28 protein-coding genes and 1 tRNA gene are annotated in these 25,445 nt (G+C 66.4%); 7 read left to right on the forward strand and 22 right to left on the reverse strand.

The window, feature by feature from the left end; genetic code table 11:
- The first annotated feature begins 66 nt into the window (after positions 1-66).
- Together AC1DDA_RS05125 and murJ are read left to right on the forward strand one after the other, a co-directional pair.
- Positions 67-1,098 (forward strand): glycosyltransferase family 2 protein, encoded by a 1,032-nt coding sequence (locus AC1DDA_RS05125; protein WP_476794898.1) that lies wholly within the window; start codon positions 67-69, stop codon positions 1,096-1,098.
- Between the two features lie 115 nt (positions 1,099-1,213).
- On the forward strand, positions 1,214-2,740 hold the full coding sequence (gene murJ / locus AC1DDA_RS05130; RefSeq protein WP_476794899.1) for a murein biosynthesis integral membrane protein MurJ: 1,527 nt from the start codon (positions 1,214-1,216) through the stop codon (positions 2,738-2,740).
- A gap of 3 nt (positions 2,741-2,743) precedes the next feature.
- On the opposite strand, the gene AC1DDA_RS05135 is transcribed toward murJ, so the two are convergent.
- The 4 genes from AC1DDA_RS05135 to AC1DDA_RS05150 form a co-directional block, all read right to left on the reverse strand.
- Complete coding sequence (locus AC1DDA_RS05135) at positions 2,744-3,724, reverse strand: NAD(P)H-dependent flavin oxidoreductase (RefSeq protein ID WP_476794900.1); 981 nt, start codon at positions 3,722-3,724, stop codon at positions 2,744-2,746.
- 16 nt (positions 3,725-3,740) lie between these two features.
- Positions 3,741-4,613: a branched-chain amino acid aminotransferase gene (locus tag AC1DDA_RS05140; protein ID WP_476794901.1), complete on the reverse strand. Its 873-nt coding sequence runs from the start codon at positions 4,611-4,613 to the stop codon at positions 3,741-3,743.
- A gap of 126 nt (positions 4,614-4,739) precedes the next feature.
- Complete coding sequence (locus AC1DDA_RS05145; protein ID WP_441510976.1) at positions 4,740-5,057, reverse strand: AzlD family protein; 318 nt, start codon at positions 5,055-5,057, stop codon at positions 4,740-4,742.
- Entirely contained in the window at positions 5,044-5,775 is a 732-nt protein-coding gene (locus AC1DDA_RS05150) for an AzlC family ABC transporter permease (RefSeq protein WP_476794902.1), read from the reverse strand. The genes AC1DDA_RS05145 and AC1DDA_RS05150 overlap by 14 nt, the downstream gene beginning before the upstream one ends.
- A gap of 108 nt (positions 5,776-5,883) precedes the next feature.
- On the opposite strand from AC1DDA_RS05150, the gene AC1DDA_RS05155 reads away from it, so the two are divergent.
- A complete protein-coding gene (locus AC1DDA_RS05155; protein ID WP_476794903.1) occupies positions 5,884-6,501 on the forward strand; it encodes a 4'-phosphopantetheinyl transferase family protein in 618 nt (205 codons plus the stop codon).
- Between the two features lie 3 nt (positions 6,502-6,504).
- Here AC1DDA_RS05155 and AC1DDA_RS05160 read toward each other — a convergent pair whose 3' ends face one another.
- The 8 genes from AC1DDA_RS05160 to pheS all read right to left on the reverse strand — a co-directional run bounded on the left by AC1DDA_RS05160 (position 6,505) and on the right by pheS (position 14,975).
- Complete coding sequence (locus tag AC1DDA_RS05160) at positions 6,505-7,245, reverse strand: TerC family protein (RefSeq protein ID WP_476794904.1); 741 nt, start codon at positions 7,243-7,245, stop codon at positions 6,505-6,507.
- A 21-nt stretch (positions 7,246-7,266) separates the two neighbouring features.
- Positions 7,267-7,971, reverse strand: coding sequence for a TerC family protein (locus AC1DDA_RS05165; RefSeq protein ID WP_476794905.1), 705 nt, complete (start codon positions 7,969-7,971; stop codon positions 7,267-7,269).
- Between the two features lie 88 nt (positions 7,972-8,059).
- On the reverse strand, positions 8,060-9,136 hold the full coding sequence (locus tag AC1DDA_RS05170) for a tartrate dehydrogenase (protein ID WP_441510971.1): 1,077 nt from the start codon (positions 9,134-9,136) through the stop codon (positions 8,060-8,062).
- Positions 9,133-9,768 carry an alpha/beta fold hydrolase gene (locus tag AC1DDA_RS05175; RefSeq protein ID WP_476794906.1) on the reverse strand — a complete coding sequence of 212 codons (636 nt, stop codon included), beginning with the start codon at positions 9,766-9,768 and terminating at the stop codon, positions 9,133-9,135. The genes AC1DDA_RS05170 and AC1DDA_RS05175 overlap by 4 nt, the downstream gene beginning before the upstream one ends.
- Positions 9,744-10,043 (reverse strand): alpha/beta fold hydrolase, encoded by a 300-nt coding sequence (locus AC1DDA_RS05180; protein WP_476794907.1) that lies wholly within the window; start codon positions 10,041-10,043, stop codon positions 9,744-9,746. The genes AC1DDA_RS05175 and AC1DDA_RS05180 overlap by 25 nt, the downstream gene beginning before the upstream one ends.
- Before the next feature lie 189 nt (positions 10,044-10,232).
- A complete protein-coding gene (gene pheT / locus AC1DDA_RS05185; protein ID WP_476794908.1) occupies positions 10,233-12,656 on the reverse strand; it encodes a phenylalanine--tRNA ligase subunit beta in 2,424 nt (807 codons plus the stop codon).
- A 26-nt stretch (positions 12,657-12,682) separates the two neighbouring features.
- A complete protein-coding gene (locus AC1DDA_RS05190) occupies positions 12,683-13,864 on the reverse strand; it encodes a ceramide glucosyltransferase (RefSeq protein WP_476794909.1) in 1,182 nt (393 codons plus the stop codon).
- Positions 13,865-13,892: 28 nt separating this feature from the next.
- Complete coding sequence (pheS, locus tag AC1DDA_RS05195; protein ID WP_476794910.1) at positions 13,893-14,975, reverse strand: phenylalanine--tRNA ligase subunit alpha; 1,083 nt, start codon at positions 14,973-14,975, stop codon at positions 13,893-13,895.
- A gap of 112 nt (positions 14,976-15,087) precedes the next feature.
- Here pheS and AC1DDA_RS05200 point away from each other — a divergent pair, with 112 nt between their 5' ends.
- Entirely contained in the window at positions 15,088-15,864 is a 777-nt protein-coding gene (locus AC1DDA_RS05200; protein ID WP_476795128.1) for an LOG family protein, read from the forward strand.
- Positions 15,865-15,924: 60 nt separating this feature from the next.
- Here AC1DDA_RS05200 and rplT read toward each other — a convergent pair whose 3' ends face one another.
- Both rplT and rpmI read right to left on the reverse strand, forming a co-directional pair.
- Entirely contained in the window at positions 15,925-16,299 is a 375-nt protein-coding gene (gene rplT, locus AC1DDA_RS05205) for a 50S ribosomal protein L20 (RefSeq protein ID WP_265052281.1), read from the reverse strand.
- Between the two features lie 28 nt (positions 16,300-16,327).
- Positions 16,328-16,528 carry a 50S ribosomal protein L35 gene (rpmI, locus tag AC1DDA_RS05210; RefSeq protein WP_066718776.1) on the reverse strand — a complete coding sequence of 67 codons (201 nt, stop codon included), beginning with the start codon at positions 16,526-16,528 and terminating at the stop codon, positions 16,328-16,330.
- Positions 16,529-16,798: 270 nt separating this feature from the next.
- Here rpmI and AC1DDA_RS05215 point away from each other — a divergent pair, with 270 nt between their 5' ends.
- Positions 16,799-17,824: an amino acid ABC transporter substrate-binding protein gene (locus AC1DDA_RS05215; protein WP_476794911.1), complete on the forward strand. Its 1,026-nt coding sequence runs from the start codon at positions 16,799-16,801 to the stop codon at positions 17,822-17,824.
- 24 nt (positions 17,825-17,848) lie between these two features.
- Here the strand turns inward: AC1DDA_RS05215 and AC1DDA_RS05220 are convergent, their stop codons facing one another.
- Complete coding sequence (locus AC1DDA_RS05220; RefSeq protein ID WP_476794912.1) at positions 17,849-19,057, reverse strand: MFS transporter; 1,209 nt, start codon at positions 19,055-19,057, stop codon at positions 17,849-17,851.
- Between the two features lie 101 nt (positions 19,058-19,158).
- Here AC1DDA_RS05220 and AC1DDA_RS05225 point away from each other — a divergent pair, with 101 nt between their 5' ends.
- Positions 19,159-19,755, forward strand: coding sequence for a TetR/AcrR family transcriptional regulator (locus AC1DDA_RS05225; protein WP_476794913.1), 597 nt, complete (start codon positions 19,159-19,161; stop codon positions 19,753-19,755).
- Positions 19,756-19,815: 60 nt separating this feature from the next.
- On the opposite strand, the gene infC is transcribed toward AC1DDA_RS05225, so the two are convergent.
- Positions 19,816-20,358 (reverse strand): translation initiation factor IF-3, encoded by a 543-nt coding sequence (infC, locus tag AC1DDA_RS05230; RefSeq protein WP_441468974.1) that lies wholly within the window; start codon positions 20,356-20,358, stop codon positions 19,816-19,818.
- 117 nt (positions 20,359-20,475) lie between these two features.
- On the reverse strand, positions 20,476-21,693 hold the full coding sequence (locus AC1DDA_RS05235) for a glycosyltransferase family 4 protein (protein ID WP_476794914.1): 1,218 nt from the start codon (positions 21,691-21,693) through the stop codon (positions 20,476-20,478).
- A gap of 107 nt (positions 21,694-21,800) precedes the next feature.
- On the opposite strand from AC1DDA_RS05235, the gene AC1DDA_RS05240 reads away from it, so the two are divergent.
- Positions 21,801-22,577 (forward strand): alpha/beta hydrolase, encoded by a 777-nt coding sequence (locus tag AC1DDA_RS05240; protein ID WP_476794915.1) that lies wholly within the window; start codon positions 21,801-21,803, stop codon positions 22,575-22,577.
- Positions 22,578-22,598: 21 nt separating this feature from the next.
- Here the strand turns inward: AC1DDA_RS05240 and AC1DDA_RS05245 are convergent, their stop codons facing one another.
- The 5 genes from AC1DDA_RS05245 to AC1DDA_RS05265 form a co-directional block, all read right to left on the reverse strand.
- Complete coding sequence (locus tag AC1DDA_RS05245) at positions 22,599-22,865, reverse strand: BQ00720 family protein (protein WP_476794916.1); 267 nt, start codon at positions 22,863-22,865, stop codon at positions 22,599-22,601.
- A gap of 110 nt (positions 22,866-22,975) precedes the next feature.
- Complete coding sequence (locus AC1DDA_RS05250) at positions 22,976-23,404, reverse strand: Hsp20 family protein (RefSeq protein WP_441510960.1); 429 nt, start codon at positions 23,402-23,404, stop codon at positions 22,976-22,978.
- Between the two features lie 184 nt (positions 23,405-23,588).
- Positions 23,589-23,665: transfer RNA gene (locus AC1DDA_RS05255), tRNA-His, on the reverse strand.
- A gap of 151 nt (positions 23,666-23,816) precedes the next feature.
- Entirely contained in the window at positions 23,817-24,755 is a 939-nt protein-coding gene (locus AC1DDA_RS05260) for a phasin family protein (protein WP_476794917.1), read from the reverse strand.
- Positions 24,756-24,845: 90 nt separating this feature from the next.
- The gene (locus tag AC1DDA_RS05265; RefSeq protein WP_441510958.1) at positions 24,846-25,244 is read right to left on the reverse strand and encodes a phasin; all 399 of its coding nucleotides are present in this window, start codon (positions 25,242-25,244) and stop codon (positions 24,846-24,848) included.
- Between the last annotated feature and the right edge of the window lie 201 nt (positions 25,245-25,445).

A 25,445-nucleotide genomic window follows, 5' to 3' on the forward strand; every position in this document is an offset into this window, starting at 1 on the left:
CGGCAAGCTTTAAGGTTCTGTGCGTCGCGCGTCACCTCGGCGAGGAGGCGCGTGGAAAGGTTGTTCGTGTCGGATTCCGCATCTCAGCCGGTTCAGCGCGCGCCCCGGGCGGCCCGTTGGCCGGAGCTTTCGATCGTCGTGCCCGTGCACAACGAGGCCGAGAACCTGCTGCTGCTGGTCGGCCGGCTGCGCAGCGTGCTCGAAGGTAAGGTGTCCTCCTGGGAAATCGTCTTCGTCGATGACGGCAGCCGGGACGACACGCTGCCGGTCATCCGAGACCTGAACGCCGCCGATCCGCGAATCAGCGCCGTCTCCTTCAGCCGCAACTTCGGCAAGGAGATCGCGATCGCCGCCGGGCTCGACCACGCGATGGGCGATGCCGTGGTCATCATGGATGCCGATCTCCAGCACCCGCCGGAAGTCATCCCGACCTTTCTCGAGAAATGGCACGAGGGCTATCTCAACATCTACGGCCAGCGCACCGACCGCGAGGATGAAACCCCGCTGAAGCGCAATTTCGCCAAGGCCTTCTATCGGATCTTCTCCTATTTCGGCGAAACCGACCTGCCGGAAGGCGCCGGCGATTTCCGGCTGCTCGACCGCAAGGCGGTCGATGCGCTGCGCGCCTTGCCGGAGCGGGCGCGCTTCTCGAAGGGGCTCTATGCCTGGGTCGGCTTCCGTTCGATCGGCGTGCCCTTCCATGTCGCCGAGCGCGAGCACGGCCAATCCAAGTTCAAATATTGCAATCTGTTCTCCTTCGCCTTCGACGGGCTCTCCTCCTTCTCCACGGTCCCTCTCAAGATCGCGACGTGGTCGGGAGCTGCCATCGCGGTGATCGCCGCGTTCAGCGCGGTCTACTTCCTGCTGCGCACGCTGCTGTTCGGCACCGACCTGCCAGGCTTCCCGTCGCTGATCGTCTCGATCATGTTCTTCTCCGGCATCCAGCTGCTGTCGCTCGGCATGATCGGCGAATATGTCGGGCGCATCTTCGCAGAGGTGAAGCGCCGCCCGCTCTATCTGATCGGCGAGCGCGTCGGCTTCGATGCGCGCACCGTCGACCATCCGCGCGGCGACGCCCTGCCGCCGCTGATCCGTTGATGAACATGACAGGGCGTCATTCTCGGGCTTGACCCGCGAATCTCGTTCAGGAAGAGGCTCAGGCGCCTCACTGTCCCGAGATGCTCGGGTCAAGCCGAGCATGACGAGGTTGCAGATGCTCAGAAACATCCTGTCGGTCGGCGGCTACACGCTGATCTCACGCTTCACCGGCTTCGCCCGCGACGTCATGCTGGCGGCTGTGCTCGGCGCCGGCGCGATGATGGACGCTTTCTCGGTGGCGCTGCGCCTGCCCAACCATTTCCGCGCCATCTTCGGCGAAGGCGCCTTCAACCAGGCCTATGTGCCGACCTATGCCCATGTCGCCGAGCGCCAGGGCCAGGAGGCGGCGAATCTCTTCGCGGACCGACTTTTCACCGTCCTGCTCGTGATCCAGATCGTGCTGCTGGTGCTGGCGTTGCCGCTGATGCCCTGGCTTGTGGCGCTGCTGGCGCCGGGCTTCGTCAACGACCCCGCCGTCTTCGACCTCGCCGTCGCCCTGACGCGGATCACCTTCCCCTATCTGCTGTTCGTGACCATGGTCACGTTTCTGGGCGCGACACTGAACGCAGTCGACCGCTTTGCGGCCTTCGCGGCCGCGCCGATCCTGTTCAACCTCTTCATCATGGCGGCGCTGGCCGTGCCCTTCCTGTTCCCGAGCGCCGCCTATGCCGCGGCCTGGGGCGTCGCCATCTCCGGTGTGGCACAATGGGTCCTGCTCTATGTCGCAGCCAAGCGGGCCAAGGTCTCCAGCACGATCGTGCGGCCGCATATGGATGCCGGCGTCCGGCGCTTCCTCAAGACCTTCGGCCCGGCCGTGATCGGCTCGGCCGGGCAGCAGATCGCAATCTTCGCCGATACGATCATCGCCTCGCTCCTGCCGCGCGGCGGCTATGCGGCGCTCTACTATGCCGAGCGGCTCTACCAGCTGCCGCTCGGGCTGATCGCCATCGCAGTCGGCACCGTCGCGCTCTCAGCTATGAGCCGCGCGATCGCGCGCGGCGACGAGGCTGCCGCCAACCGGGCGCAGAACCGCGCCATCGCGATCTCGCTCGTCGCCAGCGCGCCCTTCGTCGCAGCCTTCGTCGCGGTGCCGGAACTGATGGTCGCGGGGCTGTTCCAGCGCGGCGCCTTCGGCGCGCAGGCGAGCGCCGCCGCCGGAGCCGTGCTCTTCGCCTATGCGCTCGGCCTGCCGGCGATCGTGATGATCCGCACGCAGGTCTCCGCCTTCCAGGCCCGCGGCGACACGACGACCCCGATGCTGGTGGCGCTCGCCGCCATCGCCTGCAACCTCGCGCTCAAGCTCCTGCTCTGGCGCGACTGGGGCGCTCCGGGCCTGGCGCTCGCGACAGCGGCCGGCGCCTGGGTCAATCTGCTGGCGCTGTTCGTGCTGGCGCGGCGGCGCGACTGGACGGTGCCCGACCGACGCCTGCCCGGTTTCGCGGTGATTGTCTGCGGCGCTGCGGCCCTTTGCGGCCTGCTGGCATGGTGGGGGGCACCGCTTGTGATCAAGCTCACGGCGTCCCTTCGCTTCGAGCCGCTGCTGATGGCAGTCCTGCTGATCTCGACCGCCGCCGCGGTGCTCTACGCGTTGCTCGCCATCGGCGGCCTGAAGGCGACGGGCCTGCTGAAGCTGTTGCGCTGACGCTCAGGCGAGGTATCGGCCCGCGCGCCCGAGCAGGACCGCAGCTTCCGCCGCCATCCGCTCGACGATCTCCGCGGCGCTTGGAATATCGGAGATCAGACCGGCTGCCTCGCCGAAGATGACGGCAGCCTTGTCGGGATCGCCGGCCGTGACGGCCTCGCGATAGGCGGGTGCCTCCGTCTCGATAGCGCCCATCAGCTCGGCATCACGCCCAGCCCATTTGGCAATGAAGGCGTTGTTGGAAACGCGGATGTCGAAGGGCTTCGGCCAATCGAGCTGGCGGACGATGTCGGGTAGCGAGGAGCGCACGGTCTCGTCTCCGGTCGCCGCCACGGCGGCCGCATGGTGGCGTTCATGGACCAGCGCCTCCCGGCTCGCCCAGAAGCGCGTGCCGACCAGCACGCCATCGGCGCCGAGCATCAGCGCGGCGGCGAGGCCGCGGCCGTCCGCGATCCCGCCCGCTGCAAGCAGAAGCGTGTCAGGGCTTTCGCGTGCGATGAGATCGGCCGCTTCCGGCACGAAGGGCAGCGTCGCGCGGCTGGCGCCATGCCCGCCGGCCTCGGAACCCTGCGCGACGACGATCGCGGCACCGGCCTCCAGCCCTTGCCGAACATGATCGAGCGTCTGGCACTGGCAGATCAGCGGCACACCGGCCGCGGCGATCCCGGCGGCGAAGGGGCGTGGGTCGCCGAAGGAGAGCATCAGTGCGGCGGGCCTGCGAGCCAGCGCCTGCGTCAGCAGCTCCGGCTTCCGCGCCATCGACCAGGTGATGAAGCCGCAGCCGACCTGCATATTGCCGGCAGCGGCGAATTGCTGCTCGATCCAGGCGCCCTCGCCATAGCCGCCGCCGATGAGGCCGAGGCCTCCGGCGTTGCTCACCGCGGCTGCCAGCGCCCCGCCGCCTGCCAGCGCCATCGGCGCCGACAGGATGGGGTGGACGATGCCCAGCCGCTCGGTGAGCCGCGTGGCGAGGCGCGCCGTCACGGGGCGAACCGCCTTCTCAGGCGGCCTTGGCCTTGCTGTGCGCGAAGTCCATGTAGAGATCGCGGGCGCGGCGGAAGAGCGGGCCGGGCTGGAGCGTGCGGTTGTCGATGCGCGTCACCGGCATGCACTTCGAATAGTTGCCCGACATGAAGATCTCGTCGGCCTGCTCGAAATCCTCGTAGCGCAAGCTGCACTCCTCGACCGGCACGCCGCTCTCGCGCATCAGCTTGATCACGCGCTGGCGGGTGATGCCGTTCAGGAAGGTGCCGTTCGGGACCGGGGTCTTCACCACGCCGTCCTTGGCGAGGAAGATGTTCGAGGTCGCGGTCTCCGCGACATGGCCGAGCATGTCGAGCACCAGCGCATTGTCGAAGCCGGCAGCCTTGGCCGCCTTCAGCACGCGGGCGTTGTTCGGATAGAGGCAGCCCGCCTTGGAATCGGTCGGCGCGGTCTCGTAGCTCGGGCGGCGATAGATGCCCTTGGTCACCGAGAAGCCGGCGGTCGGCTGCGGCATCGCCGCCTCGAACAGGCAGAGCGCGAACTGGGTCGATTCCGGATCGGGCATGATGGTGGACGGGCCGTCGGCCTCGGCCCAGTACATCGGCTTGACGTAAAGCGCGGTGCCTGGGGCGAATTTCTTGGCGCCTTCATACATCTTCTCGACGATGAAGTCCGGGGTGACCGTGGGATTCAGGCCGAGCGCCAGCGCCGAGCGGTTCACGCGGGCGGCGTGCAGATCGATATCGGGCGCGACGCCGTCGAAATAGCGGCCGCCGTCGAAGACCGAGGAGCTCTGCCACAGCACATGGCTGCGCGGACCCACAAGGCCGGGGTTGCCCTCATGCCAGGCCCCATCGAACCAGGTCCACGTCTGAGAATACCATGCCATGACGGCGCTCCATTTTAGCTGGTTTTGCTGTGACGCACCGTCCTCCCCCCGCCCTTCGCCGTCAACATGCCCCGGTGCATATCGGGATGACGTGATGTGATGGAAGCAATCGGCGCGGGTGATGGATCAGAAGCCGAACGCGCGCAGGGCGGAGATCGCGGCCATCCCGGTCAGCAGCGCCAGCAACTCGCTGCGCCGCAGGATCATGGTGCCGATCGCGACCAGCAGAGCAACGGCCGCGGCCGCCCCGAGCCGCTCGATCAGCGGCAGCACGGTCGCGACCACGATCGAGCCCGGCAGTGCCGCGAGCCCGCGCCGGACATGCGGCGTCAGCGGGATGAAGCTCATCAGGACGACGCCGGCGATGCGGCAGAGATAAGTCGCGATCGCCATCGCGCCGATGGCGAGGACGGCGCCCCAGGTTCCGGGATCAGGCAGCGTCATCGCGGAACGCTCCCGTGACGGCGCCGGCGAGCGAGCCGACGATGATGAAGGCATAGCCGTCGACGAGCTTGGCCGTGACCAGCGCGACGAGGCCGGCGACGACCCAAGGCACCATGCCGCGCCGGCCACGCCAGAGCGGCACGATCATCGCGGCGAAGAAGATCGGCATGACGAGGTCGATGCCGTAACGGCGCGGATCGCTCACCAGCGCGCCGAGCATGTAGCCTCCGCCCGTCGCCACGACCCAGACCAGCCAGAGCGCGAGCCCAGCCCCGACGAGCACGCCAAGATCGCGCCCGCCCTCGGCCTGGTAGCGCGTGCCGATCAACCAGTTGGCATCGGTGAAGAAGAACAGGTGGAAGGCGTTGAGCGCCTTGGGGTACTTCGCGAACCAGGGCTGGAGGGAAGCTCCCTGCAGCACCATGCGCGCATTGACCGTCGCCGTGACGACGGCGACGCCGACGATGGTGCCCCAGCTCCATTCGGGGCGCCAGAGCTCCAGCGACACCAGCTGCGCGACGCCGGCATAGACGAAGGCGCTCATCGACAGCGTCTCGAGCATGGAAAGCCCCTTCGCCGCCGCGGCCGCTCCGAAGGCGACGGCGAAAACGACGATGCCCGGCATCAGCACAGACACCTTGCGTATGCCCAGCACCATGCCTGCGCCCGTGATCGGGGCCCTCTGGGCAGTCGGTTCCGTGTTCTGATCTGGCAGCATCGCCTTCCAGAAGGGGAAACACCCGGCGCCCGTCAACGCGCATCACCGGCACGGGCGCATGAATGGCGCGCAGAACGCGACAGCATGCGGCGGTGCCGGTAGAGTCGAATGATGCTCTGGCTCGATTCCGCCGACAGCGCGGCCCCTGCCCTCCCGGCCGCCTGGCTGATCCCAACGGGGGCAAGCCCGCGTAACCTGGCGGAGCGCTCCGAGCTGAGACGTGGCACGGCGCGGCGTCTGCTGGCCCGACAGCTCGGCTGCACGGAAGAGGATGTCGTCATAGCGCACGACCCGGCCGGGCGACCGCTGCTCGGTTTGTCCGCGGCATCGGGGATTCAGCTCTCTCTCGCGACGCGGGCGGGCGTCGTCGCCCTTGCGCTGGCGCGTCAGCCGGTCGGCGTCGATGTCGAGCGCATCGAAGCGCTGACCGCTCCGCCGCTCGATGTGCTGCATGCCGACGAGCGCAAGCGCCTCGCAGCGATGCCCCTCGCCCTGCGCCCACTCGCCTTCGCGCAGATCTGGGCGGCGAAGGAAGCCTATGTGAAAGCACTCGGCGTCGGCTTCCGGCGAGCGCCGGAGAGCTTTGCGGTATCGCTCCTGTCGGAAATAGCCTTTCGCGTGGACGACCCGTCGCACCCGACACAAGCGTGCGGGCATCTGCGCACCATGAAAAACGGCGGCCAGGAAATCCTGGCCGCCGCAGCAATCGTCCTCGATGGAGGCTGAAGCTCAGCCCGGCTGATCGACCGGCTTGCGCTTCAGCACATAGGCGACGGCGCAGACGAAGAGCGCGCCGATGACGGCGGCCGCATAGTGCGGCAGGTTTGCCGGGCCGATGCCGATGGGGCTGACATCGGTCGAAACCGGCTTCACCCAATCCGGCCAGTTCACCTGCAGCCACTGCAGCACCGCAATATCGCCAAGGATCATCTCGCCAACGATCCAGCCGAGCAGCGCGGCACCGAGCCAGATCAGGATCGGGAAACGCTCGATGATCGAGGTCAGGAGCTGCGCGCCCATGATGATCAGCGGGATCGAGAGCAGCAGGCCGAAGATGAACAGCTCGGCATGTCCGCGCGACGCCGCCGCTATCGCGATGACGTTATCGAGGCTCATCACGGCGTCCGCGATGGCGATGGTGCGCACGGCTTTCCAAAGGCTTTCGCTTGCCTCGATTTTGCCGTGCGATTCCTCCTCGCCGACCGCCAGCTTGATCGCAATCCAGAACAGCAGGACGCCGCCGATCACCTTCAGATAGGGCACGCCGAGCAGATAGGTCACCACCAGCGCGAAGATGATGCGCAGGCCGACGGCCGCACCGGCGCCGAGCCAGATACCGACCTTCTTGCGGTTCTCCGGCAGCGAACGGCAGGCGAGCGCGATCACGACCGCATTGTCGCCGGAGAGCAGCAAATCGATCCAGATGATCTGCAGCAGCGATATCCAGAAGGTGGAGGAGGAAAAATCCATCGGTCAGAGTGCCTCTTTTCGTCAGTGAGCCGGGTCGGGCCGGCGCGATTTGATGAAGTAGCCGAGACCGACCACGAGCAAAGCGCCCAGGATCGCGGCCGGATATTCGAGCTTATGCAGCAGCTCCGCGCCGAATCGCTGGACCAGCCAAGGATCGCTCTCGAACATCTCGCCCGCGACCCAGCCCAGCAGCGCAGCGCCGGCCCAGACGAGGATCGGGAAGCGGCTCAGGAGATTGGTGATGAGCGAGGCGCCGAGCACGATCAGCGGGATCGAAATGATCAGCCCGGCGACCAGCAGCGGGATCGAATCCTTGGCGACGGCGGCGATGGCCAGCACGTTGTCGAGGCTCATGACGATGTCGGCGATGGCGACGGTCTGCACCGCCTTCCAGAGCTTGCTGCTGGCGGCGACGGAGTCCTCGTCCTGCCCCTCGTCCTCGACGATGAGCTTCACAGCGATCCAGATCAGCAGCCCCGCGCCGATGATGCGCAGGAAGGGCGCGTTCAGCAGCGAGGCGATCACTACCGTGAAGACGACGCGCAGCACGACCGCGACGCCCGCGCCGAGCGCGATCCCCTTGGTCCGCTGCGCCGGCGCCAGTGCGCGGCAGGCGAGCGCGATCACGACCGCATTGTCGCCCGAGAGCACGATGTTGAGGGCGATGATTTCGGCAAGCTTGCCCCACATCCGGGGGTCGACGATGGAAATCGACGAAATATCCATGAGCTCAAATCCGTTCTCAGCCACATGACCCCGGTCGAAGCGGCCGGGGCTCGTCTTGTTGCAACCTGACGTCCCTGTTCGTCGCCGATCAGAGAGCCTGTTCGACCGCCCGGCCGGCGGCCTCCGTTCCAAGCGATCCGCCGAGATCACGCGTGCGGGTGCGGGCATCGCCCAGCGCCCGCTCGATCGCGGCCTCGATCGCCTGCGCCGCCTCGCGCTCGCCGAGATGGTCGAGCATCATCGCGCCCGACCAGATCATGCCGACCGGGTTGGCGATGCCCTGGCCCGCGATATCCGGCGCCGAGCCGTGGACCGGCTCGAACAGCGAGGGATGATCGCCCGTCGGGTTGATGTTTCCGGAAGGCGCGATGCCGATCGTGCCCGTGCAGGCCGGCCCGAGATCGGAGAGGATGTCGCCGAAAAGATTGGAGGCGACGACCACGTCGAAGCGGTCCGGGTTCAGCACGAAATGCGCGGTCAGGATGTCGATATGATACTGATCGACCGCGACATCCGGATAGCTCTTGGCCATTTCTTTCACCCGCTCGTCCCAATAGGGCATGGTGATCGAGATGCCGTTCGACTTGGTGGCCGAGGTCAGCTTCCTGCGCGGCCGGCGCTGCGCCAGCTCGAAGGCGTATTTCAGCACACGGTCGACGCCGACGCGGCTCATCACCGTCTCCTGGATGACGATCTCGCGCTCGGTGCCGGCATACATGCGCCCGCCGACCGAGGAGTATTCGCCTTCGGTGTTCTCGCGAACGACGAAGAAGTCGATGTCGCCGGGCTTGCGGCCCACCAGCGGCCCGGGCACGCCCGGCATCAGGCGCACGGGGCGCAGGTTGACGTATTGATCGAACTCGCGCCGGAACAGCAGCAGCGAGCCCCAAAGCGAGATGTGGTCCGGCACCTGCTGGGGCATGCCGACCGCGCCGAAATAGATCGCGTCGTGACCGCCGATCTTCTCCTTCCAGTCGTCCGGCAGCATCTTGCCGTGCTTGGCGTAGTAATCGCAGGAGGAGAAATCGAACTCGTCGAGCCGCAGCTCGAAGCCGAACTTCTTGGAAGCGGCCTCCAGCACGCGCAGGCCCTCGGGCATGACTTCCTTGCCGATGCCGTCGCCGGGGATGACGGCGATACGATAGACGCGATTGGTCCCGCTCATGATGCTGCTCCGAAGAAGGCCTTGAATTCCGCGGCGACGAGGTCGGGGACCTCTTCCGCGAGGTAGTGCCCGCCCGGGAGGGCGCGGCCGCGCACATCCTGCGCACGCTCGCGCCACAAGGCCAGAGGGTCGAAGCACTTGCCGATAATGCCGTTGGCGCCCCAGAGCGCGAGCAGCGGCTGCGTCAGTTTGCGGCCCTCGTCCTCGTCGTCATGGCGGATGTCGACGGTCGCGGCGGCGCGGTAATCCTCGCAGGAGCCGTGGATCGTCGCCGGGTCGGCGAAGCAACGAAGGTAGTGGGCGAGCGCCTCCGGCGCGAAGGGCGTCATCCCGGCCGAGCCCGAGCCGCATTTCTTGCGCCAGTAAGCCTCCGGATCGGCGCCGATCATCCGCTCCGGGAAGGGGGCCGGCTGGATCAGGAAGAACCAGTGCCAATAGGCGCGGGCGAAGGCGTCCGTCGTGTGTGCGTACATCTCGCGCGTCGGCGCGATGTCGAGCGTCGCGAGGCGGATGACGCGCTCGGCATGGTCGAGCGCGAGGCGATGCGTGACCCGCGCTCCGCGATCATGGGCGCCGACGAAGAAGCTGTGATGGCCGAGAGCGGTCATCACCTCGGCCATATCCTGCGCCATGGCGCGCTTGGATAAGGGGTGTGCTCGGTGTCGGTCTTCGGCTTCTCGCTGTCGCCATAGCCGCGCAAATCGGCGCAGACGAGGGTGAAGCTGCCTCTCAGCCGCTCCGCCACCTTGTGCCAGAGCGCGTGAGTCTGCGGATAGCCGTGCAGCAGCAGAAGCGGCGGCCCCTCCCCGCCGGTGCGCACACGGATGCGCGCACCCGACGTCTCGACGTCGAGCAGGCGAAAACCGGGAAACAGATTGTCCGCAACGGGACGTTCGGTGAGGCTCATAGGACCGTGGCGATGCAAGAATGCGCCAGCCGATACCCTGAAAGCTCACGGATTGCTTTGGCGGATTATTACATAATCCTGATCAATGGTGGCGCATGCGTCATTCTCGGGCGGAGCGGAGCGCTAACCCGAGAATCTCTGGCAGGAGATGCCCGGGTCAAGCCCGGGTACGACGTGCGCGCCGGACTATCAGCCCCTGAGCGTCGCGCTGTAGCGCTTGGCCATCTCGGCGACGATCTTGGCGCCGACCGCCTCGATCTCCGCCTCGGTCAGGGTCTTCTCGGTGGGCTGCAGCGTCACCGCGAGCGCGACCGACTTCTTGCCGGCTTCGACACCCGGCCCCTCATAGAGATCGAAGACGCCGACATTGGCGATCAGCGCGCGGTCGGCGCCCTGCGCCGTCTTGGCCATGTCACCGGCTGCGACCGCCTTGTCGACAATGAAGGCGAAGTCGCGCGTCACCGGCTGGAAGTCGGAAAGAGCGAGCTTCGGCTTGACCTTGGTCGGCTTGTACTTGGGCAGCGGCAGCGCATCGAGATGGATCTCGAAGGCGACAAGCGGCCCCTTGACGTCGAGCGCCTTGAGGATGCGGGGATGGACCTCGCCGAAGGCACCGACGATGCCCTTCGGGCCGAATTGCAGCGTGGCTGAGCGACCGGGATGGGCCCAGGCCGGGCCGCCCGCAACGATCTGCAAACCGCCGGTCGGGATGCCAAGACCGGAGAGCAGGCCGAGGACATCGGCCTTGACGTCGAAGACGTCGACATTCTTGGCGCCGCCATCCCAATGACGGCCGACGCCGTCGAGGCGGGCGGTGCCGCGACGCAGCCCGGTCGCCGCGATGAGCTGGCCTTCCGGCTCATCGCTCGTGAAGACCTGCCCGACCTCGAACAGGGCGACATCGGGGAAACCGCGATCGGCATTGGCCTGCGCCGACCGGATCAGGCCCGGTAGCAGAGAGGGGCGCATATCGGAGAGATCTGCGGCGATGGGATTGGCGAGCGCGAGCTTCCGCGAGCCACCGCCGAAGAGCTTGGCCTGATCGTGCGAGATGAAGGACCAAGTGACGGCCTCGACCAGACCGCGCGCCGCAAGCGTACGCTTGGCGATACGCGTGCGCTTCTGCAGCACGGTCAGCACCGGCTTGACGACCTCGCCCTTGATACGCGGCAGCGGCGTCGAGGCGACGCGGTTGAGACCCGCGATCCGGACGATCTCCTCGACGAGATCGGCCTTGCCGCCGACATCGCCGCGCCAGGACGGCGGCGCGACCTTGACGCGGTCACCCGCGCCCGAGACGTGGAAGCCGAGCGAGGTCAGCGCCAGCTCCATCTCGACTTGGGGCAGATCGAGCCCGGTCAGCCGCTTGACCTCGGACCAGGGGAACTCGATGGCGCTGGGGCTGCCGGGCAACTCACCCACGAACTCCATCTCGGAGGCTTCGCCGCCGCAGAGCTCGATCACCATCGCGGTCGCGAGATCGAGGCCGGGTCGCGCGAAATCGGGATCGACGCCGCGCTCGAAACGGTAGCGCGCATCCGAATTGATGCCGAGCGCGCGACCGGAGCGGGCGACGTTGAGCGGGTCCCAGAGCGCGCTCTCGATCAGCACGTCGGTGGTGCCCTCGCTGCTGCCCGAGGCCTCACCGCCCATGATGCCCGCAAGCGACTCGACGCCATGCTCGTCGGCGATCACGACCTGCTCGTCGGTGAGTGTGTAGGTCTTGCCATCGAGAGCGAGGATGGTCTCACCCGCCTTGGCGCGGCGCACGGTGAGATTGCCCGTAACCTTGGCTGCGTCGAAGACGTGGAGCGGCCGGTTGCGGTCGAGCGTCATGAAATTGGTGATGTCGACCAGCGCATTGATCGGACGCAGACCGACGGCCCGCAGCCGCGCCTGCAGCCAATCCGGCGACGGGCCGTTCTTCACGCCGCGCACGAGACGCAGGGCGAAGGCCGGGCAGAGCTTGCGGTCCTCGTCGGCGAAATCGAGCGTGACCTTGACCGGGCAAGGGAAGGAACCGCGCACCGGCTGAATGGCTTGCGTCCTGAGCTTGCCGATGCCGGCGGCTGCCAGGTCGCGAGCGATACCGGCGACGCCCAGCGCATCGGCGCGGTTCGGCGTCACGGCGATCTCGATCACGGCGTCGTCGAGCCCGGCATAGGTCGCATAGGGCTGGCCGACCGGCGCGTCGGCCGGCAGTTCGATGATGCCGTCATGATCCTCGGAGAGCTCTAGTTCCGCTTCGGAGACCAGCATGCCGTTCGATTCGATGCCGCGGATCACGCCCTTGCCGAGCGTGACCTTCTTGCCGGGGATGTAGCTGCCCGGCGGCGAGAACACGCCCTTCATGCCGGTGCGGGCGTTGGGCGCGCCGCAAACGACCTGCACGGGCTCGCCGGCGCCAGTATCGACCATGCAGACGCGCAGGCGATCCGCGTTCGGATGCTGCTTCGCCTCGATGACATAGGCGATGGTAAAGGCCGAGAGCGCGGCGGCGCGATCCTCGATCGCCTCGACCTCGAGGCCGATGCGCGTAAGGGTTTCGGCGATCTCGGCAACGGAGGCGTCGGTGTCGAGGTGCTCTTTGAGCCAGGAAATCGTGAATTTCATCGCGCTATCGGGTCAGTATCTTCGGATCAGTCGGAAATCTTCGCGTTCGCCGCCGAAAGCTTCGGGGCCGTATCGTTGAGCTCGTTGGCGCCGTCGGCGCGGATCTTCATCGCGTTGCCGCGCCAGCTCACCTCACCGCCGACGAAGGCATAGGCCCAGACGCCGGGGAAGGCGATATCGCGCGCGAACATGGCGATCGGCGTGCGCCAATTCAGGAACCAGCCGACGCTCGCCGACAGAATGATGTCGCCGGCATACCAGAGCAGCAGCACCAGCAGCGGCGGCACCCAGAATGGCAGGCCCACCGCCGAGGCACCAAAGGCCGCCAGCACGGCCGCAAGGAACGGTGTGGCGAGAAGCTCCAGCATGAAGAAGGGCAGGAAGGTGACGCGCCTCAACCGTGCCCAGCGGAACTGCCGTTGCACCGCATCCGCGAGACGACGTGGGCCAAGCGGCTGCTCGAAGGGTTGCCCGACGAGATGGACGCGCCTGCCCGCCGCGCGCACCAGTTTGGTGGAAGCGGCATCCTCGGCAATCTCGGCGCCTAGCGCGGCGATGCCGCCATTCGCATCGAGGAAGGGCTTGTTCCAGAGCATCGACTTGCCCTGCGCGAAGCCGAGCCCCAGTGCCTCGCCGACATATTGCCAGCGCGCCTGGAAGGCGTTGAGGAAAGCGCATTCCACCTCGGCGCCGAAGCTTTGCGGCCGGGAACCCGCCGGCGTCGAGCAGACGAGGCCGGTATCGGACCGCCAGGCGGCGAGCATGCGCTGGATATAGTCCTTCGGCATCAGCACGTTGGAATCGGCGAGGATGACCCAGTCGGTCGTCGCCTCCTCCCAGCCGCGCACGCAGTTGTTGAGCTTGGGATTGGCGCTGACGGGGACGTCGCCGACGATCAGCCGGACCTTTTCGGTGCCATAGATGCCGATCAGCTCCTCGATCAGCGGGATGATCGGATCATGCGCGTCGGCGACGCAGAAGATCGTGCTGTAGCGGGGATAGTCGAGCTCCAGGCCGGAGACTGCCGTCTCGCGGCTGAAGGCCTCGATGCCGCGCACCGGCCTGACGATCGTGACCGGCGGCAGCTCGGCGAGCAGGGCGGAGCGCTGCATGGGCCAACGCAGGCGCCACAGCGCGATCGCCTGGCTTGCCAGGTTCGTCGCGCTCAGCAGCCCGGCAAACAGCGCCGCCCAGCCTGCAGGCGTCATCGCGCCCTCCCCTGCCCCGTCAGCAGCATCATGAGGAGAGGCCGCCCGTCAGCGTCGGCAGGTCGAGCGGGCGGAAGCCGTAATGGGCGAGCCAGCGCACATCCGCCTCGAAGAAGGGGCGCAGGTCTGCCATGCCGTATTTCAGCATCGCGATGCGGTCGATACCCATGCCCCAGGCGAAGCCCTGATAGACTTCCGGATCGAGCCCGCAATTGCGCAGCACGTTCGGGTGGACCATGCCGCAGCCGAGGATCTCCAGCCAGTCGTCACCCTCGCCGAAGCGGATCTCGCCGCCCTTGCGCGAGCACTGGATGTCGACCTCCATCGAAGGCTCGGTGAAGGGGAAGAAGGACGGGCGGAAGCGCATCTTCACATCGTCGATCTCGAAGAACGACTTGCAGAACTCTTCCAATATCCACTTCAGGTGGCCGAGATGGGCCGACTTGTCGATGACGAGGCCCTCGACCTGATGGAACATCGGCGTGTGGGTCTGGTCGGAATCGTTGCGATAGGTCCGGCCCGGGCAGATCACGCGGATCGGCGGCTGCTGCGCCAGCATGGTGCGAACCTGCACCGGCGAGGTGTGGGTGCGCAGCAGCTTGCGCTCGCCATTGGCGTCCGGCTCGAAGAAGAAAGTGTCGTGCATCTCGCGGGCGGGATGACCGACCGGGAAGTTCAGCTTGGTGAAGTTGAGGTCGTCGGTCTCGACATCCGGCCCTTCGGCGATGGCGAAGCCCATGTCGCCGAAGATCGCGGTGATCTCGTCGATGACCTGGCTGATCGGATGGATGCGGCCGCGCGCCTCCGGGCCGTCCTGCACCGGCAGCGACACGTCGACGCGCTCTGAGGCCAGTCTGGCCTCCAGCGCCGCCTCGCCCAGCGCCTCCTTGCGGGCGGCGATCGCGCCCTGCACGCGGTCGCGCAGGCCGTTGATCAGCGGCCCCTTTTCCTTGCGCTCATCCGGCGTCATCGCGCCGAGAGTCTTGAGCAGCGCCGAGATCGAGCCCGATTTGCCGAGCGCGGCAATCCGCACATCCTCGACGGCGGCTTCGTCGGCGGCGGTGTCGATCGCAACGAGGATGTCGCGTTCCAGGGTGGCGATATCGGTCATGAACGGGTCGCAAGCGTTGAAGGCATGGGAACGGCGCGTTCTAGCGGGAACGGTCGGCATATGCCAGAGCGAAGCGACGCTTTGCCGAACCGGTCGAACTTGGCCGGTGCCGATGCAGGAGGATGCCTTGCCCGACAACACCCATCAGAAGGAAGCGCCGTCCTACCGGCTCGCCGCGCTCGACCCGGATTTCATCCTGGGCGATTCGACCCGCGGCGTGCGCTTCATGCTCGAGTACCAGAAGGCGGAAGATCATCTGAGGGCGCGCGGGGTCGTCTCGACCATCGTCGTCTTCGGCTCGGCGCGCGTGCGCGAGGGCAATCCCTGGTACGAGGCGGCAAGGCAATTCGGCCGCATCGCGTCGGAACGGGGCGGCGCGCTGCTGGATGGCGAGGCCGGACGCCATCACGTCATCGCAACGGGCGGCGGACCCGGAATCATGGAAGCGGCCAATCGCGGCGCCACCGAAGCCGGCGCCATCTCGATCGGCTTCAACATCACCCTGCCGCATGAGCAGGAGCCGAATGGCTGGTCGACACCCGACCTGACCTTCCTCTTCCACTACTTCGCGATGCGCAAAATGCATCTCGCCATGCGCGCGGCCGCCCTGGTGGTCTTCCCCGGCGGCTTCGGCACGCTCGATGAGCTGTTCGAGATCATGACGCTGGTGCAGACGGGCAAGATGGCCCCAGTGCCGATCGTGCTCTACGACTCCGGTTACTGGCAGGGCCTGCTCAACCTCGACCGGATGGAGGCCGCCGGCTTCATCCGCCCCGAGGATCTGAAGCTGTTCAGTTACGCCGACACGCCCGAGCAGGCTTATGACCGCATTGTCGAAGGCGCAGGCGAAGGCTGGAACCCGTCTGGCAACGGCAGCGTGCAGACTTGAATTCAAAGAAAAAGGCCGGCGTCACCGCCGGCCTTTTTCAATTCAGCGATGCCAGTCCGCTCAGGCGGCCTTGGCTTCGGCGCCCAGCGCGCCCTTGACGGTCTCGACCACGGCCGTGAACGAGGCCACGTCGTCGATCGCCATCGCGGATAGGGTCTTGCGGTCGAGCTCGATGCCGGCCTTGATCAGGCCGCCGATGAAGACCGAATAGGTCAGGCCGTGCTCACGCACCGCAGCGTTGAGACGCTGGATCCAGAGAGCGCGGAACGAGCGCTTCTTGTTCTTGCGGTCGCGATAGGCGTACTGCATCGAGCGATCGACGGCCGCCTTGGCGGCGCGGATCGTATTCTTGCGGCGGCCATAGAAGCCCTTGGCGGCCTTCAGCGTCTTCTTGTGCTTGGCGTGGGCAGTAACGCCCCGTTTCACGCGAGCCATGTCATGATCTCCGGAATGTCAGGTGGCGTCAGCCGTTGGGGAGGAAGTACTTCTTCACGTTGGCAGCGTCGCCCTCGAAGAGGGTCGTCGTGCCGCGGTGATTGCGGATCTGCTTGTTGGTCCGCTTGATCATCCCGTGACGCTTGCCGGCCTGGGCGTAGAGCACCTTGCCGGTACCGGTGATCTTGAACCGCTTCTTGGCGGCCGATTTAGTCTTGATCTTGGGCATTTCAGCTCCTCAATGGTCGCGGCATCGCGCTTTTTTGAACGCGTCGCCAATGTCTTGCTTTCAGGAAGCAAAGCACGACCGCCACGGCAGCCCTTATCAGCCGGGCGATCGAAGGCCGGCCCTATCGCAGAAAAGTGCCGTTCTGGCAAGTGCGAAGCCGGCAATGCCGAGCGAGGCTGCCGATAAAAACAGCAGCCATCCGCGCACTTCCTTCAGACGCCTGTCACAACGTAAGGTCAACAGGCGCATTCCGCATCTGGAGAATCCCCCGTGAAGAAGCTTCTGCTCAGCCTCGCCGCAGGCCTCGCCCTGACGGCAGCAGCCTCTGCCCCTGCGCTTGCCCAATCGACCCTCGAGAAGATCAAGGCGCGCGGCAACATCATCTGCGGCACCAGCGAAGGCGTGCCGGGCTTCTCCCTGCAGGACAAGAACGGCATCTGGCGCGGCTTCGACACCGATGTCTGCCGGGCGCTGGCCGCCGCGATCTTCAACGACCAGGACAAGGCGAGCTATCTCTCGCTCTCGAGCAAGAACCGCCTCGTCGCCCTGCAATCCGGCGAGATCGACGTGCTCGCCCGCACCACGACCTGGTCGCTCGGCCGCGACATCGGCCAGGGCGTCAGCTTCACCGCCATCAACTATTATGATGGCCAGGGCTTCATCGTCCGCAAGAAGCTCGGCGTGAACACGGTGAAGGACCTGAACGGCGCCTCGGTCTGTGTCGCGCAGGGCACGACCACGGAGCTCAACCTCGCCGATTACGGCCGCACCCACGGCATCAAGTTCGAGACCGTCGCCTTCGCAACCCTGGAGGATACGGTGCAGGCCTATGAGGCCGGCCGCTGCGACGCCTATACCACCGATCTCTCCGCACTCGCAGGCACGCGCGGCAGGCTGAAGGATCCCGACGAGCACATGCTCCTTCAGGAGGTCATCTCCAAGGAGCCGCTCGGCCCCTGGGTCCGCAAGAACGACCCGGCCTGGTTCGATCTCGTGCGCTGGACCGTGTTCGCGACGATCAATGCGGAAGAACTCGGCGTGACCCAGGCCAATGTCGAAGAGCTGGCGAAGACCTCGCAGAACCCGGAAATCCGCCGCATGCTCGGCGCCGAGGGCAAGTTCGGCGAGGGTCTCGGCCTGACCAATGACTGGGTAGTGCGCATCATCAAGGCCGTCGGCAATTACGGCGAGAGCTTCGACCGCCATTTCGGCCCGAAGACCAGCAACCCGCTGCCGCGCGGCGTCAACAAGCTGTGGACGCAGGGCGGCCTGCAATACGGCCCGCCGATCCGCTGACCTGCCGACAAGCGGGCCGGCCGATCAGGCCGGCTCGCAAACCGCCGTCTCCTTCCGTTCGCCCAGCAGCCGGCTGTAGCCGGCGAGCGTGACGAGCAGCGCGACGGCCCCGGCCGTGACCGAGATCCAGAAGCCGCTGCGGGCGCCGAAAGCATCGATCAGAGCGCCGGCGGCCGAGGCGCCGAAGGCCATGCCGATGCCGATGCCGGTGATGCCCCAGGTCATGCCTTCGGTGAGCTGGCGCGGCGGCACCAGCCGCTCGATCAGCCCCATGGCGATGATGATCGTAGGCGAGACGGCCGCGCCGGCCATGAAGAAGACCAGAGCCAGAGAGGTCAGGCCGGTCACCGCCAGCAAAGGCAGAGTGGTCGCCGCCGCGAGCGCTATGGCAGCGACGAACTGCGTAGCGAGCGACGCCCTCAGCCTGAGCGCCCCGAAGACCAGGCCGACGATGAGAGAGCCAGCCGCGTAAATCGCCAGCACCACGCTCGCCATCGCCTTCTGCCCCTGCGCATCGGCGAAAGCGACGGCGGTGATCTCGGCCGTACCGAAGATCGCGCCGACCGCAATCATCGCAAGCACCACGACCCGCACACCGCCGAGCCGGATGACCGAGGCATCCATCCCCACGGAGTCGGCACGGACAGGCGGCTCGGTACGGCGCTGGGCGCAAAGCAGCGGCACGCCGACGATCAGGAAGATCATGGCGGCGAGCGGCCCGGCCTCGGGAAAAAGGCTGACGCTGAGCCCGATCGCCACGATCGGGCCGACCATGAAGATGACCTCGTCGACCACCGATTCGAAGGCGAAGGCGGTGCGCAGCTGCGGCGTATCCCGGTAGAACTCCGTCCAGCGTGCCCTGACCATCGCGCCGATGCTCGGCATCAGCCCGGAGAGCAGCGCGAAGACAAAGAGCAGCCAGCTCGGCGCGCCCGCCCAGGTCGCGAGGATGAGGCCGCTCAGCGCAAGCACAGCGGCAGTGGCAGCCGGCATCAGCACGCGGCGCTGGCCATAGCGATCGACGAGGCGCGAGACCTGCGGYGTGATCAGCGCGCTCGCGAGCGCGAAGGTCGCGGCGACGGCACCGGCGATGGCATATTCGCCGCGCCGCTCCGACAGCATCGTCACGATGCCGAGGCCGACCATCGAGGCTGGCAGGCGTGCGACGAAGCCGGCGGACGAAAAAGCGAGGGCGCCGGGCACCCGGAAGATCTCACGGTAGGGATTAGGCATGATTGTCCCGAAGGAAGCGCACATACGCCGCGTATGTGAATGGATAATTGCATGCATCTCGTATGTCAATTAACATACGGGCTGTATGTGAAAGGGAAATGATGGCCCGCAGGCTTCGCGCCGACATGATCGCGGAAACCCGCGCCAGCCTGATCGCCGCCGCACGCGAGGCGTTCGGCACGATCGGCTATGCGGCTGCGTCGATGGATGATCTGACCGCTGCGGCGGGGCTCACCCGCGGCGCGCTCTATCATCATTTCGGCGACAAGAAGGGCCTGTTCGCCGCCGTCCTCGACCAGATCGATGCCGAGATGACGGTGCGGCTGCGTGCCGTCTCGGCTAAGGCGCAGGATCGCTGGACCGGCTTTCGCGACGAATGCGCAGCCTATCTCGCCATGGCCCGCGAACCGGAAATCCAGCAGATCGTGCTGCGCGACGGGCCCGCCGTCCTCGGCGATCCCTGGCACTGGCCGATCCAGAACGACTGCATCCGCATGATGACGCACGGGCTCGGCGAGTTGGTGGCCGAAGGCGTGCTGGCCCCGCTTGATCCGGAGGCCATCGCGCGGCTGATCGTCGGCGCGACCCAGCATGCGGCGCAATGGATCGCGCATGCACCCGAACCCGAATCCGCCCTGCGGGTGGCGACCGACGCCTTCAACGCCATGCTCGACGGGCTTCTGCTCAAGCCCGCATGAAAAAGGGCGCCAGAGGCGCCCTTTTTCCGCATTCTGAACAGAAACGCGCCCGGTCACGCCTCAGCGCGGCGCGAGCACCATCACCATCTGGCGGCCTTCGAGCTGCCAGTCGCTCTCGACCTTGGCGATCTCGACGAGATCGGCCTTGACGCGCTCGAGCACCTTCACGCCGAGATCCTGATGCGCCATCTCGCGGCCGCGGAAGCGCAGGGTGACCTTCACCTTGTCGCCTTCCTCGAAGAAGCCCTGCATGGCCTTCATCTTCACATCGTAATCGTGCTTGTCGATGCCGGGCCGGAGCTTGATCTCCTTGATCTCGATGGTGCGCTGCTTCTTGCGCGCCTCGGAAGCCTTCTTCTGCTCGAGAAAGCGGAAGCGGCCGTAATCGAGAATCTTGCAGACGGGCGGAACGGAATTCGGGGCGATCTCGACCAGATCGAGACCGGCATCCTCAGCGATCTTCAGCGCCTCGAAGAACGACACCACGCCACGGTTGGCGCCCGTGTCGTCGATCAGCTGTACCTCGCGAACTCCGCGGATATCACGGTTCGAGCGGGGGCCTTCCTTGGTCGGGGCCGGGGCAGCACGGTAAGGGCGACGAATGGGGTATTCTCCTGTATTTGGCGCAGTCCGCGCCGTTGATTCAGACACATTGCATAAAGAGGCGCGATGTCAATGCATGACACCGCTGCGACAGGCATTCGCCCGCGCCTTGACGCCTCAACGCTCCAGCAGCGCGCAATAGACGTCGAGGGTCTCGGTTACCATCGCTTCCAGCGAAAAATGCTTCTCGACATGCTCGCGCGCCCGCCTCGCCAGCGCATCGCGCGCGGAAGGCCGCAGCGACAGCGCTTCGGCGAGACCGGCCGCCAAAGCGGACGCATCGCCCGGCGGGACGCGCCACCCGGTGCGCTCGCCGGGAGTGACTTGCGGCGGGGCGAGCACCGTTTCGGGCACCGCACCGAGATCGGAGACCACGACGGGCGCGCCCATCGCCTGTGCCTCCACCGCGACGCGTCCGAAGGCTTCGGGCTCGGTCGATGGCACGGCGACGACCGCAGCCGAAAGCATCGCCGCCGGCATATCCGTGCAATGGCCGACACGCCGGACGCGGCCTTCCAGCCCGGCCTTGGCGATAAGCCCGTCGAGTTCCTTCACATAGCCGTCGCGCCCTTGGGCGTCGCCGGCGAGGATGAAGGCGGTATCGGTATCGCCGCCGTCACGCATCAGGCGCGCAGCCTCAATCAGGACGCGCTGGCCCTTCCAGCCGGTCAGCCGGCCGGGCAGCAGCACGATGCGCTGATGCGGTTCGACGCCCCAGGCCTTGCGCAACGCCTGGATCCGCTCCGCCCCAACCGCTGCCGGTGCAAAGGCCGAGAAATTGGTGCCGCGATTGACCACCCTGATGCGGTCCCGCGCCATCGGATGCTTCGAGAGAATCAACTCGGCCGTGTAGCCGGAATTGGCGATGACGACATCACCGCGCGCCATCACCGAATTATAGAGCGTCTTCACCGCCGAGCGGCTGTTGTAGGAGCCGTGATAGGTGGTGACGAAGGGCAGTTTCAGGAGCCGCGCCGCGCCGAGCGCGACCCACGCGGGGGCGCGCGAGCGGGCATGGATCAATTCCACCCCCTCCTGCCGGCAGAGCAGCAGGAGCTTACGAATGTTGAGCGCCATCGCGATCGGGTTCTTCGAGGCCGCGGGGAAAGGCAGCCAGACCCCGCCCTTGGCCTGCAGCTCGGCGACGAGACGCCCACCCTCGGTCGCGACCAGCGCGCGGGCGCCCACATCGGTCAACCCCTTGGCGATGTCGACCGCAGTCCGCTCGGCACCGCCCGCCTCGAGCTCCGGAATGATCTGCAGGATCGTCCGCCCCGCCAGCGGATGCGTTTCGGTTGAAGGCAGCGAAAGATGGGCACCCGGTTTGAAGGACATGCTCTCTTGGTCTGGACTTTCATTCGTTGGGGCGAATATGCCCCTATCGGAGAGCCGCCGCAGCTTCTAATCGCCGCGGCCGCGTGATTCGTCACAGGAGATTTGCCGTGGAGCGCCAGCCGCCGCAATGGCTCGAGGTCGGAGACGGCCTCACCGGGCGCCACCTCGCCTATCTCATCCAGGACGGCACGGGAGCGCCCGTGGTCTGGCTCGGCGGCTTCCGGTCCGACATGCGCGCGACCAAGGCCGAGGCGCTGGCGGACTGGGCCCGCGACACGGGGCGAGCCTATCTGCGCTTCGACTATGGCGGGCATGGCGAGAGCGAAGGCRACTTCGCCAGCTTCACCCTGTCGGATTGGCTGGCGGACGCGCTTGCGGTCATCCAGGCCCAATGCCGGCAGAGCCCGATCCTCGTGGGATCCTCGATGGGCGGCTGGATTGCCCTGCTCGCGGCGCGCCGCCTGTTCGGCACGCCGCTGCAACCCGCAGGCCTCGTGCTGATCGCGCCCGCCGTCGATTTCTCCGAGGAGCTGATGTGGGCACAGATGCCTGACGCCATCCGCCGGGAAATCCTCGACGAAGGCGTCTGGCACCGCCCTTCCGAGTATTCACCCGATCCGACACCGATCACCCGCGCCCTGATCGAGGACGGGCGCCGGCACCTGATGTTCGGCGGCGAGATCAAGGCCGGCTGCCCTGTCCATATCCTGCAGGGCATGCGCGATCCCGACGTGCCATGGCGCCAGGCGCTGAAGCTCGTCGAACATCTCAGCGGCGATCCGGTGGTGCTGACGCTGATCAAGGACGGCGATCACCGCCTGTCCATGCCGGACGATATTGTGAGGCTGCAATCGGCGGTCGCCGGGATGGCGACCGCGCCCTGAGCGGCAGGAGTCTGGTCAGCGTCAGTGGACGCTGACCATCTTCAGATCATGCTCCCAGGCATTGGCCGTCGCGGCCTCGCGCGAATCCGTGACGAGGATCGGCGCGCCGTCGGCCGAGAGCAAGGTGAAGAGCTGCAAGCCGGACTCGATCTTCGGAGCCTGCGGAAAGATCCGCATCAGCTCGTCAGAGGTCATCGACTTGACGTAGGCGACCTCGCCGGTGCCGAGCGCGGCGAATTCCGCAGGGGTCAGCGGGTCGGCCTGGATTAGGATTCTGTCCTGTTTCATCGCGCCCTCCTTCAGAGCAGTGCGAATGCGGTTCTGATACTGCGCCTTCAATTATGAACAGATGCGAAAACCGCTGCCGCATCCTTCAACGCCGGACGGCGACCCGTCCTCTACTTTCGGCTCATGATATCGATACGCCGGATGAGCCGTTCCGGTTCCGGCCTGACGAGATCAATTGCAAGCAGGCCGTTCGACAGATCGGCGCCGAGAACCTGCATTCCTTCGGCCAGCAGGAAGCTCCGCTGGAATTGCCGGGCGGCGATGCCGCGATGCAGGAATTGCCGATTCTTGTCATCGCTCTGCCGGCCTCGGATCGTCAGCTGGTTCTCCTCCAGCGTGATCTCGAGCTGCTCGCGCGAGAAGCCCGCTACAGCCAGCGTGATCCGCAGACAGTCGGGCTCGTCCTCCGTCCGAGGCAACCGCTCGATATTATAGGGCGGGTAACCCTCGCTCGCGCCCTTGGCGACGCGATCGAGCGCACGCTCGATATCGTCGAAGCCGAGCAGGAACGGGTGTGACAGGCTAGGCGTACGCGTCATCTCTACCAGGCCCTCGAAAGGCGCCTCACGAACATCGGGACCCGCCGCCGGCAGCATCCCGCGGGCGAAAGGCGAACCCTTTCGCTTGTCCACGATATGGCGAAGCCGTGGCCGCGCTTCAAGAGGAGGGCGGATCAGGCGGCAGCGAACCGCACCGCATGACGATGAGGGAAAAACAAAAAGGTGGTACAGCCACCCCGGCTTGAACGGGGGACCTCTAGATCCACAATCTAGCGCTCTAACCAACTGAGCTATGGCTGCCCGTACCCGGGGCATGGGACCCTGCCGCGGCAGCGGGGGTCACCAGCGGCGCGGACCGTAGTGCCGACGTTCCGTTTTTGCAACCGCGGAATTCGATTTCTTCCGCAGGAATTTCGGCGCACCCGTCAGTGCGCCGATGATGTCGTCGCGCCTAGTCCTTGCGCAGCGCCGTATTGGCGACGCGGGCGAGCTCCTTCAGGTGCTCCGCATAGGATTCGTAGCTGCGGCGGACTGCCTTGGCCTGAAGCGTGATCGCCTCAGAGGCGCTGTTGCTGCGCGCCAGGGTTTGAGCATCGCGCAACGTCGCCTCGAGTTCGGCGCAGGCATGGTCCAGCATATGGGCCTGCAAGGCGCCGAAGGCCCGCGCCATCGTCAGCGCCTGGCTCATGATGGTCGCGGATGCGACGGCGGCAGCCTCGGGCGGACGCGGCAGCGGCAGCGAATCGAGTGAAACCGGCTGGATCAGCTTGGCCGCCACGGGCGCGGAGACCGGCTCGGCCGGCTTGACCACCGGGGCAGACGGCGCGGCGGCTTCGACCACCCGCGCCGGTTCCGGAGCCGGCTTCGCCCCGACCGGCGCGGCGTTGCCGCGCGGGGCGATCTCTTGCGAGGCGGTCTTCGGAGAAACGGCAGCTTTGGCGACCTCTGCCTTCGGCGCGGCCTCCGGGCCCTTGGCCGAAATCTTGGGCGCAAGGATCTTCGCCGCCGGCTTCTCAATGCGCCTCTCGGCGGGGGCAGACTTCACCGCAAGCGCGGAAGCCGGCGCTTCATCAGACCGATTCGCCTTGGCCGGAGCAGTTGCATCGGTCCGCGCCGGCGTCGGAATGGCGGGTGAAGCCGGCTTCTCGGTCGCCAATGGCGTCTGGGTCACCACCGGAGCGGCAGCGGTCGGAGAAGCGGGTTTCGCAGGGGCTTGGCTCGCAGGAGCGGCAGGAGGCGGAACCGCAGCGCCAGCGACGGGGCGGGCCTCGGCATTCGTCGACGGCGGCGTTTCAGCAAGCGGCTCGGCGGATGAGGACGATAGCGCCCTCACCGGGGGCAGGCTGACCGGGACCTTGGACGTCGTCCTGGTGGGAGCAGGCTTGACCATGACGGCTCTCCTTCAGCAGCAAACAGCGGAGACCGGGCGCAAGGCCCGGCCCGATACGGAGCCGGCGCGATCAGCGCCGGCCAATGCGGCTCAGCGGCCGCCCTTGGTGGCCTTGCTCACGGTCTCGGCAGCCTTGGCCGCAGCTTCCTGCGCGGCAGCGCCGACATCCTTGAGCTGGTCCTGCAACGCCGCCATCTGCGACTTCAGGAAATCCGACTGATGCTGCATGACTTCGGTAAGATCCTTGGACTTCACCAGCTTCTGGGCGAAGTCGAAGGCCGCCGCCACGTTGTTCTCGGCATAGGCGATGGCCTTGCGGGTCGCATCATGGGTGTTGGCTCGGGCGCTCTCCGCGGAGCCGTGGGCGCTGTCCACAGCCTTCTGAGCCGCACCAATGAAACCGTCGAAGGCCTTGCGAGCCTGTTCGACACTACGCTCAGCGAATTCTCTCATCTCGGTCGGAACTTCATAAGGCAGCTTGCCGTTCATGGGATCCTCCTGTCGCCTCGTCAGCCAATCCTACGTAATTGTGCACTGCAATATCATTGTTGCATCGCAATGACAATAACGTGACATCTGCGACGCCGCGCATGTTAACGCTGTTTCGAGGAGAAGCGGGAGAGCAATCTTCGGCTCCATGGATTCGCCGCCGTTTGGGAGCTATTAAGCTTTCATTAGGCATAACGGGCG

It is taken from the genome of Allobosea sp. 10N428 (assembly GCF_056394545.1).

What these genes read in the sequence shown, in the direction of transcription:
- murJ (WP_476794899.1), top strand. Translation starts at nt 1,214, where the DNA reads ATGCTCAGAAACATCCTGTCGGTCGGCGGCTACACGCTGATCTCACGC.
- AC1DDA_RS05140 (WP_476794901.1), bottom strand. Translation starts at nt 4,613, where the DNA reads ATGGCATGGTATTCTCAGACGTGGACCTGGTTCGATGGGGCCTGGCAT.
- AC1DDA_RS05145 (WP_441510976.1), bottom strand. Translation starts at nt 5,057, where the DNA reads ATGACGCTGCCTGATCCCGGAACCTGGGGCGCCGTCCTCGCCATCGGC.
- AC1DDA_RS05150 (WP_476794902.1), bottom strand. Translation starts at nt 5,775, where the DNA reads ATGCTGCCAGATCAGAACACGGAACCGACTGCCCAGAGGGCCCCGATC.
- AC1DDA_RS05155 (WP_476794903.1), top strand. Translation starts at nt 5,884, where the DNA reads ATGATGCTCTGGCTCGATTCCGCCGACAGCGCGGCCCCTGCCCTCCCG.
- AC1DDA_RS05160 (WP_476794904.1), bottom strand. Translation starts at nt 7,245, where the DNA reads ATGGATTTTTCCTCCTCCACCTTCTGGATATCGCTGCTGCAGATCATC.
- AC1DDA_RS05165 (WP_476794905.1), bottom strand. Translation starts at nt 7,971, where the DNA reads ATGGATATTTCGTCGATTTCCATCGTCGACCCCCGGATGTGGGGCAAG.
- AC1DDA_RS05170 (WP_441510971.1), bottom strand. Translation starts at nt 9,136, where the DNA reads ATGAGCGGGACCAATCGCGTCTATCGTATCGCCGTCATCCCCGGCGAC.
- AC1DDA_RS05175 (WP_476794906.1), bottom strand. Translation starts at nt 9,768, where the DNA reads ATGGCGCAGGATATGGCCGAGGTGATGACCGCTCTCGGCCATCACAGC.
- AC1DDA_RS05180 (WP_476794907.1), bottom strand. Translation starts at nt 10,043, where the DNA reads ATGAGCCTCACCGAACGTCCCGTTGCGGACAATCTGTTTCCCGGTTTT.
- pheT (WP_476794908.1), bottom strand. Translation starts at nt 12,656, where the DNA reads ATGAAATTCACGATTTCCTGGCTCAAAGAGCACCTCGACACCGACGCC.
- AC1DDA_RS05190 (WP_476794909.1), bottom strand. Translation starts at nt 13,864, where the DNA reads ATGACGCCTGCAGGCTGGGCGGCGCTGTTTGCCGGGCTGCTGAGCGCG.
- pheS (WP_476794910.1), bottom strand. Translation starts at nt 14,975, where the DNA reads ATGACCGATATCGCCACCCTGGAACGCGACATCCTCGTTGCGATCGAC.
- AC1DDA_RS05200 (WP_476795128.1), top strand. Translation starts at nt 15,088, where the DNA reads ATGCAGGAGGATGCCTTGCCCGACAACACCCATCAGAAGGAAGCGCCG.
- rplT (WP_265052281.1), bottom strand. Translation starts at nt 16,299, where the DNA reads ATGGCTCGCGTGAAACGGGGCGTTACTGCCCACGCCAAGCACAAGAAG.
- rpmI (WP_066718776.1), bottom strand. Translation starts at nt 16,528, where the DNA reads ATGCCCAAGATCAAGACTAAATCGGCCGCCAAGAAGCGGTTCAAGATC.
- AC1DDA_RS05225 (WP_476794913.1), top strand. Translation starts at nt 19,159, where the DNA reads ATGGCCCGCAGGCTTCGCGCCGACATGATCGCGGAAACCCGCGCCAGC.
- AC1DDA_RS05235 (WP_476794914.1), bottom strand. Translation starts at nt 21,693, where the DNA reads ATGTCCTTCAAACCGGGTGCCCATCTTTCGCTGCCTTCAACCGAAACG.
- AC1DDA_RS05245 (WP_476794916.1), bottom strand. Translation starts at nt 22,865, where the DNA reads ATGAAACAGGACAGAATCCTAATCCAGGCCGACCCGCTGACCCCTGCG.
- AC1DDA_RS05250 (WP_441510960.1), bottom strand. Translation starts at nt 23,404, where the DNA reads ATGACGCGTACGCCTAGCCTGTCACACCCGTTCCTGCTCGGCTTCGAC.
- AC1DDA_RS05260 (WP_476794917.1), bottom strand. Translation starts at nt 24,755, where the DNA reads ATGGTCAAGCCTGCTCCCACCAGGACGACGTCCAAGGTCCCGGTCAGC.
- AC1DDA_RS05265 (WP_441510958.1), bottom strand. Translation starts at nt 25,244, where the DNA reads ATGAACGGCAAGCTGCCTTATGAAGTTCCGACCGAGATGAGAGAATTC.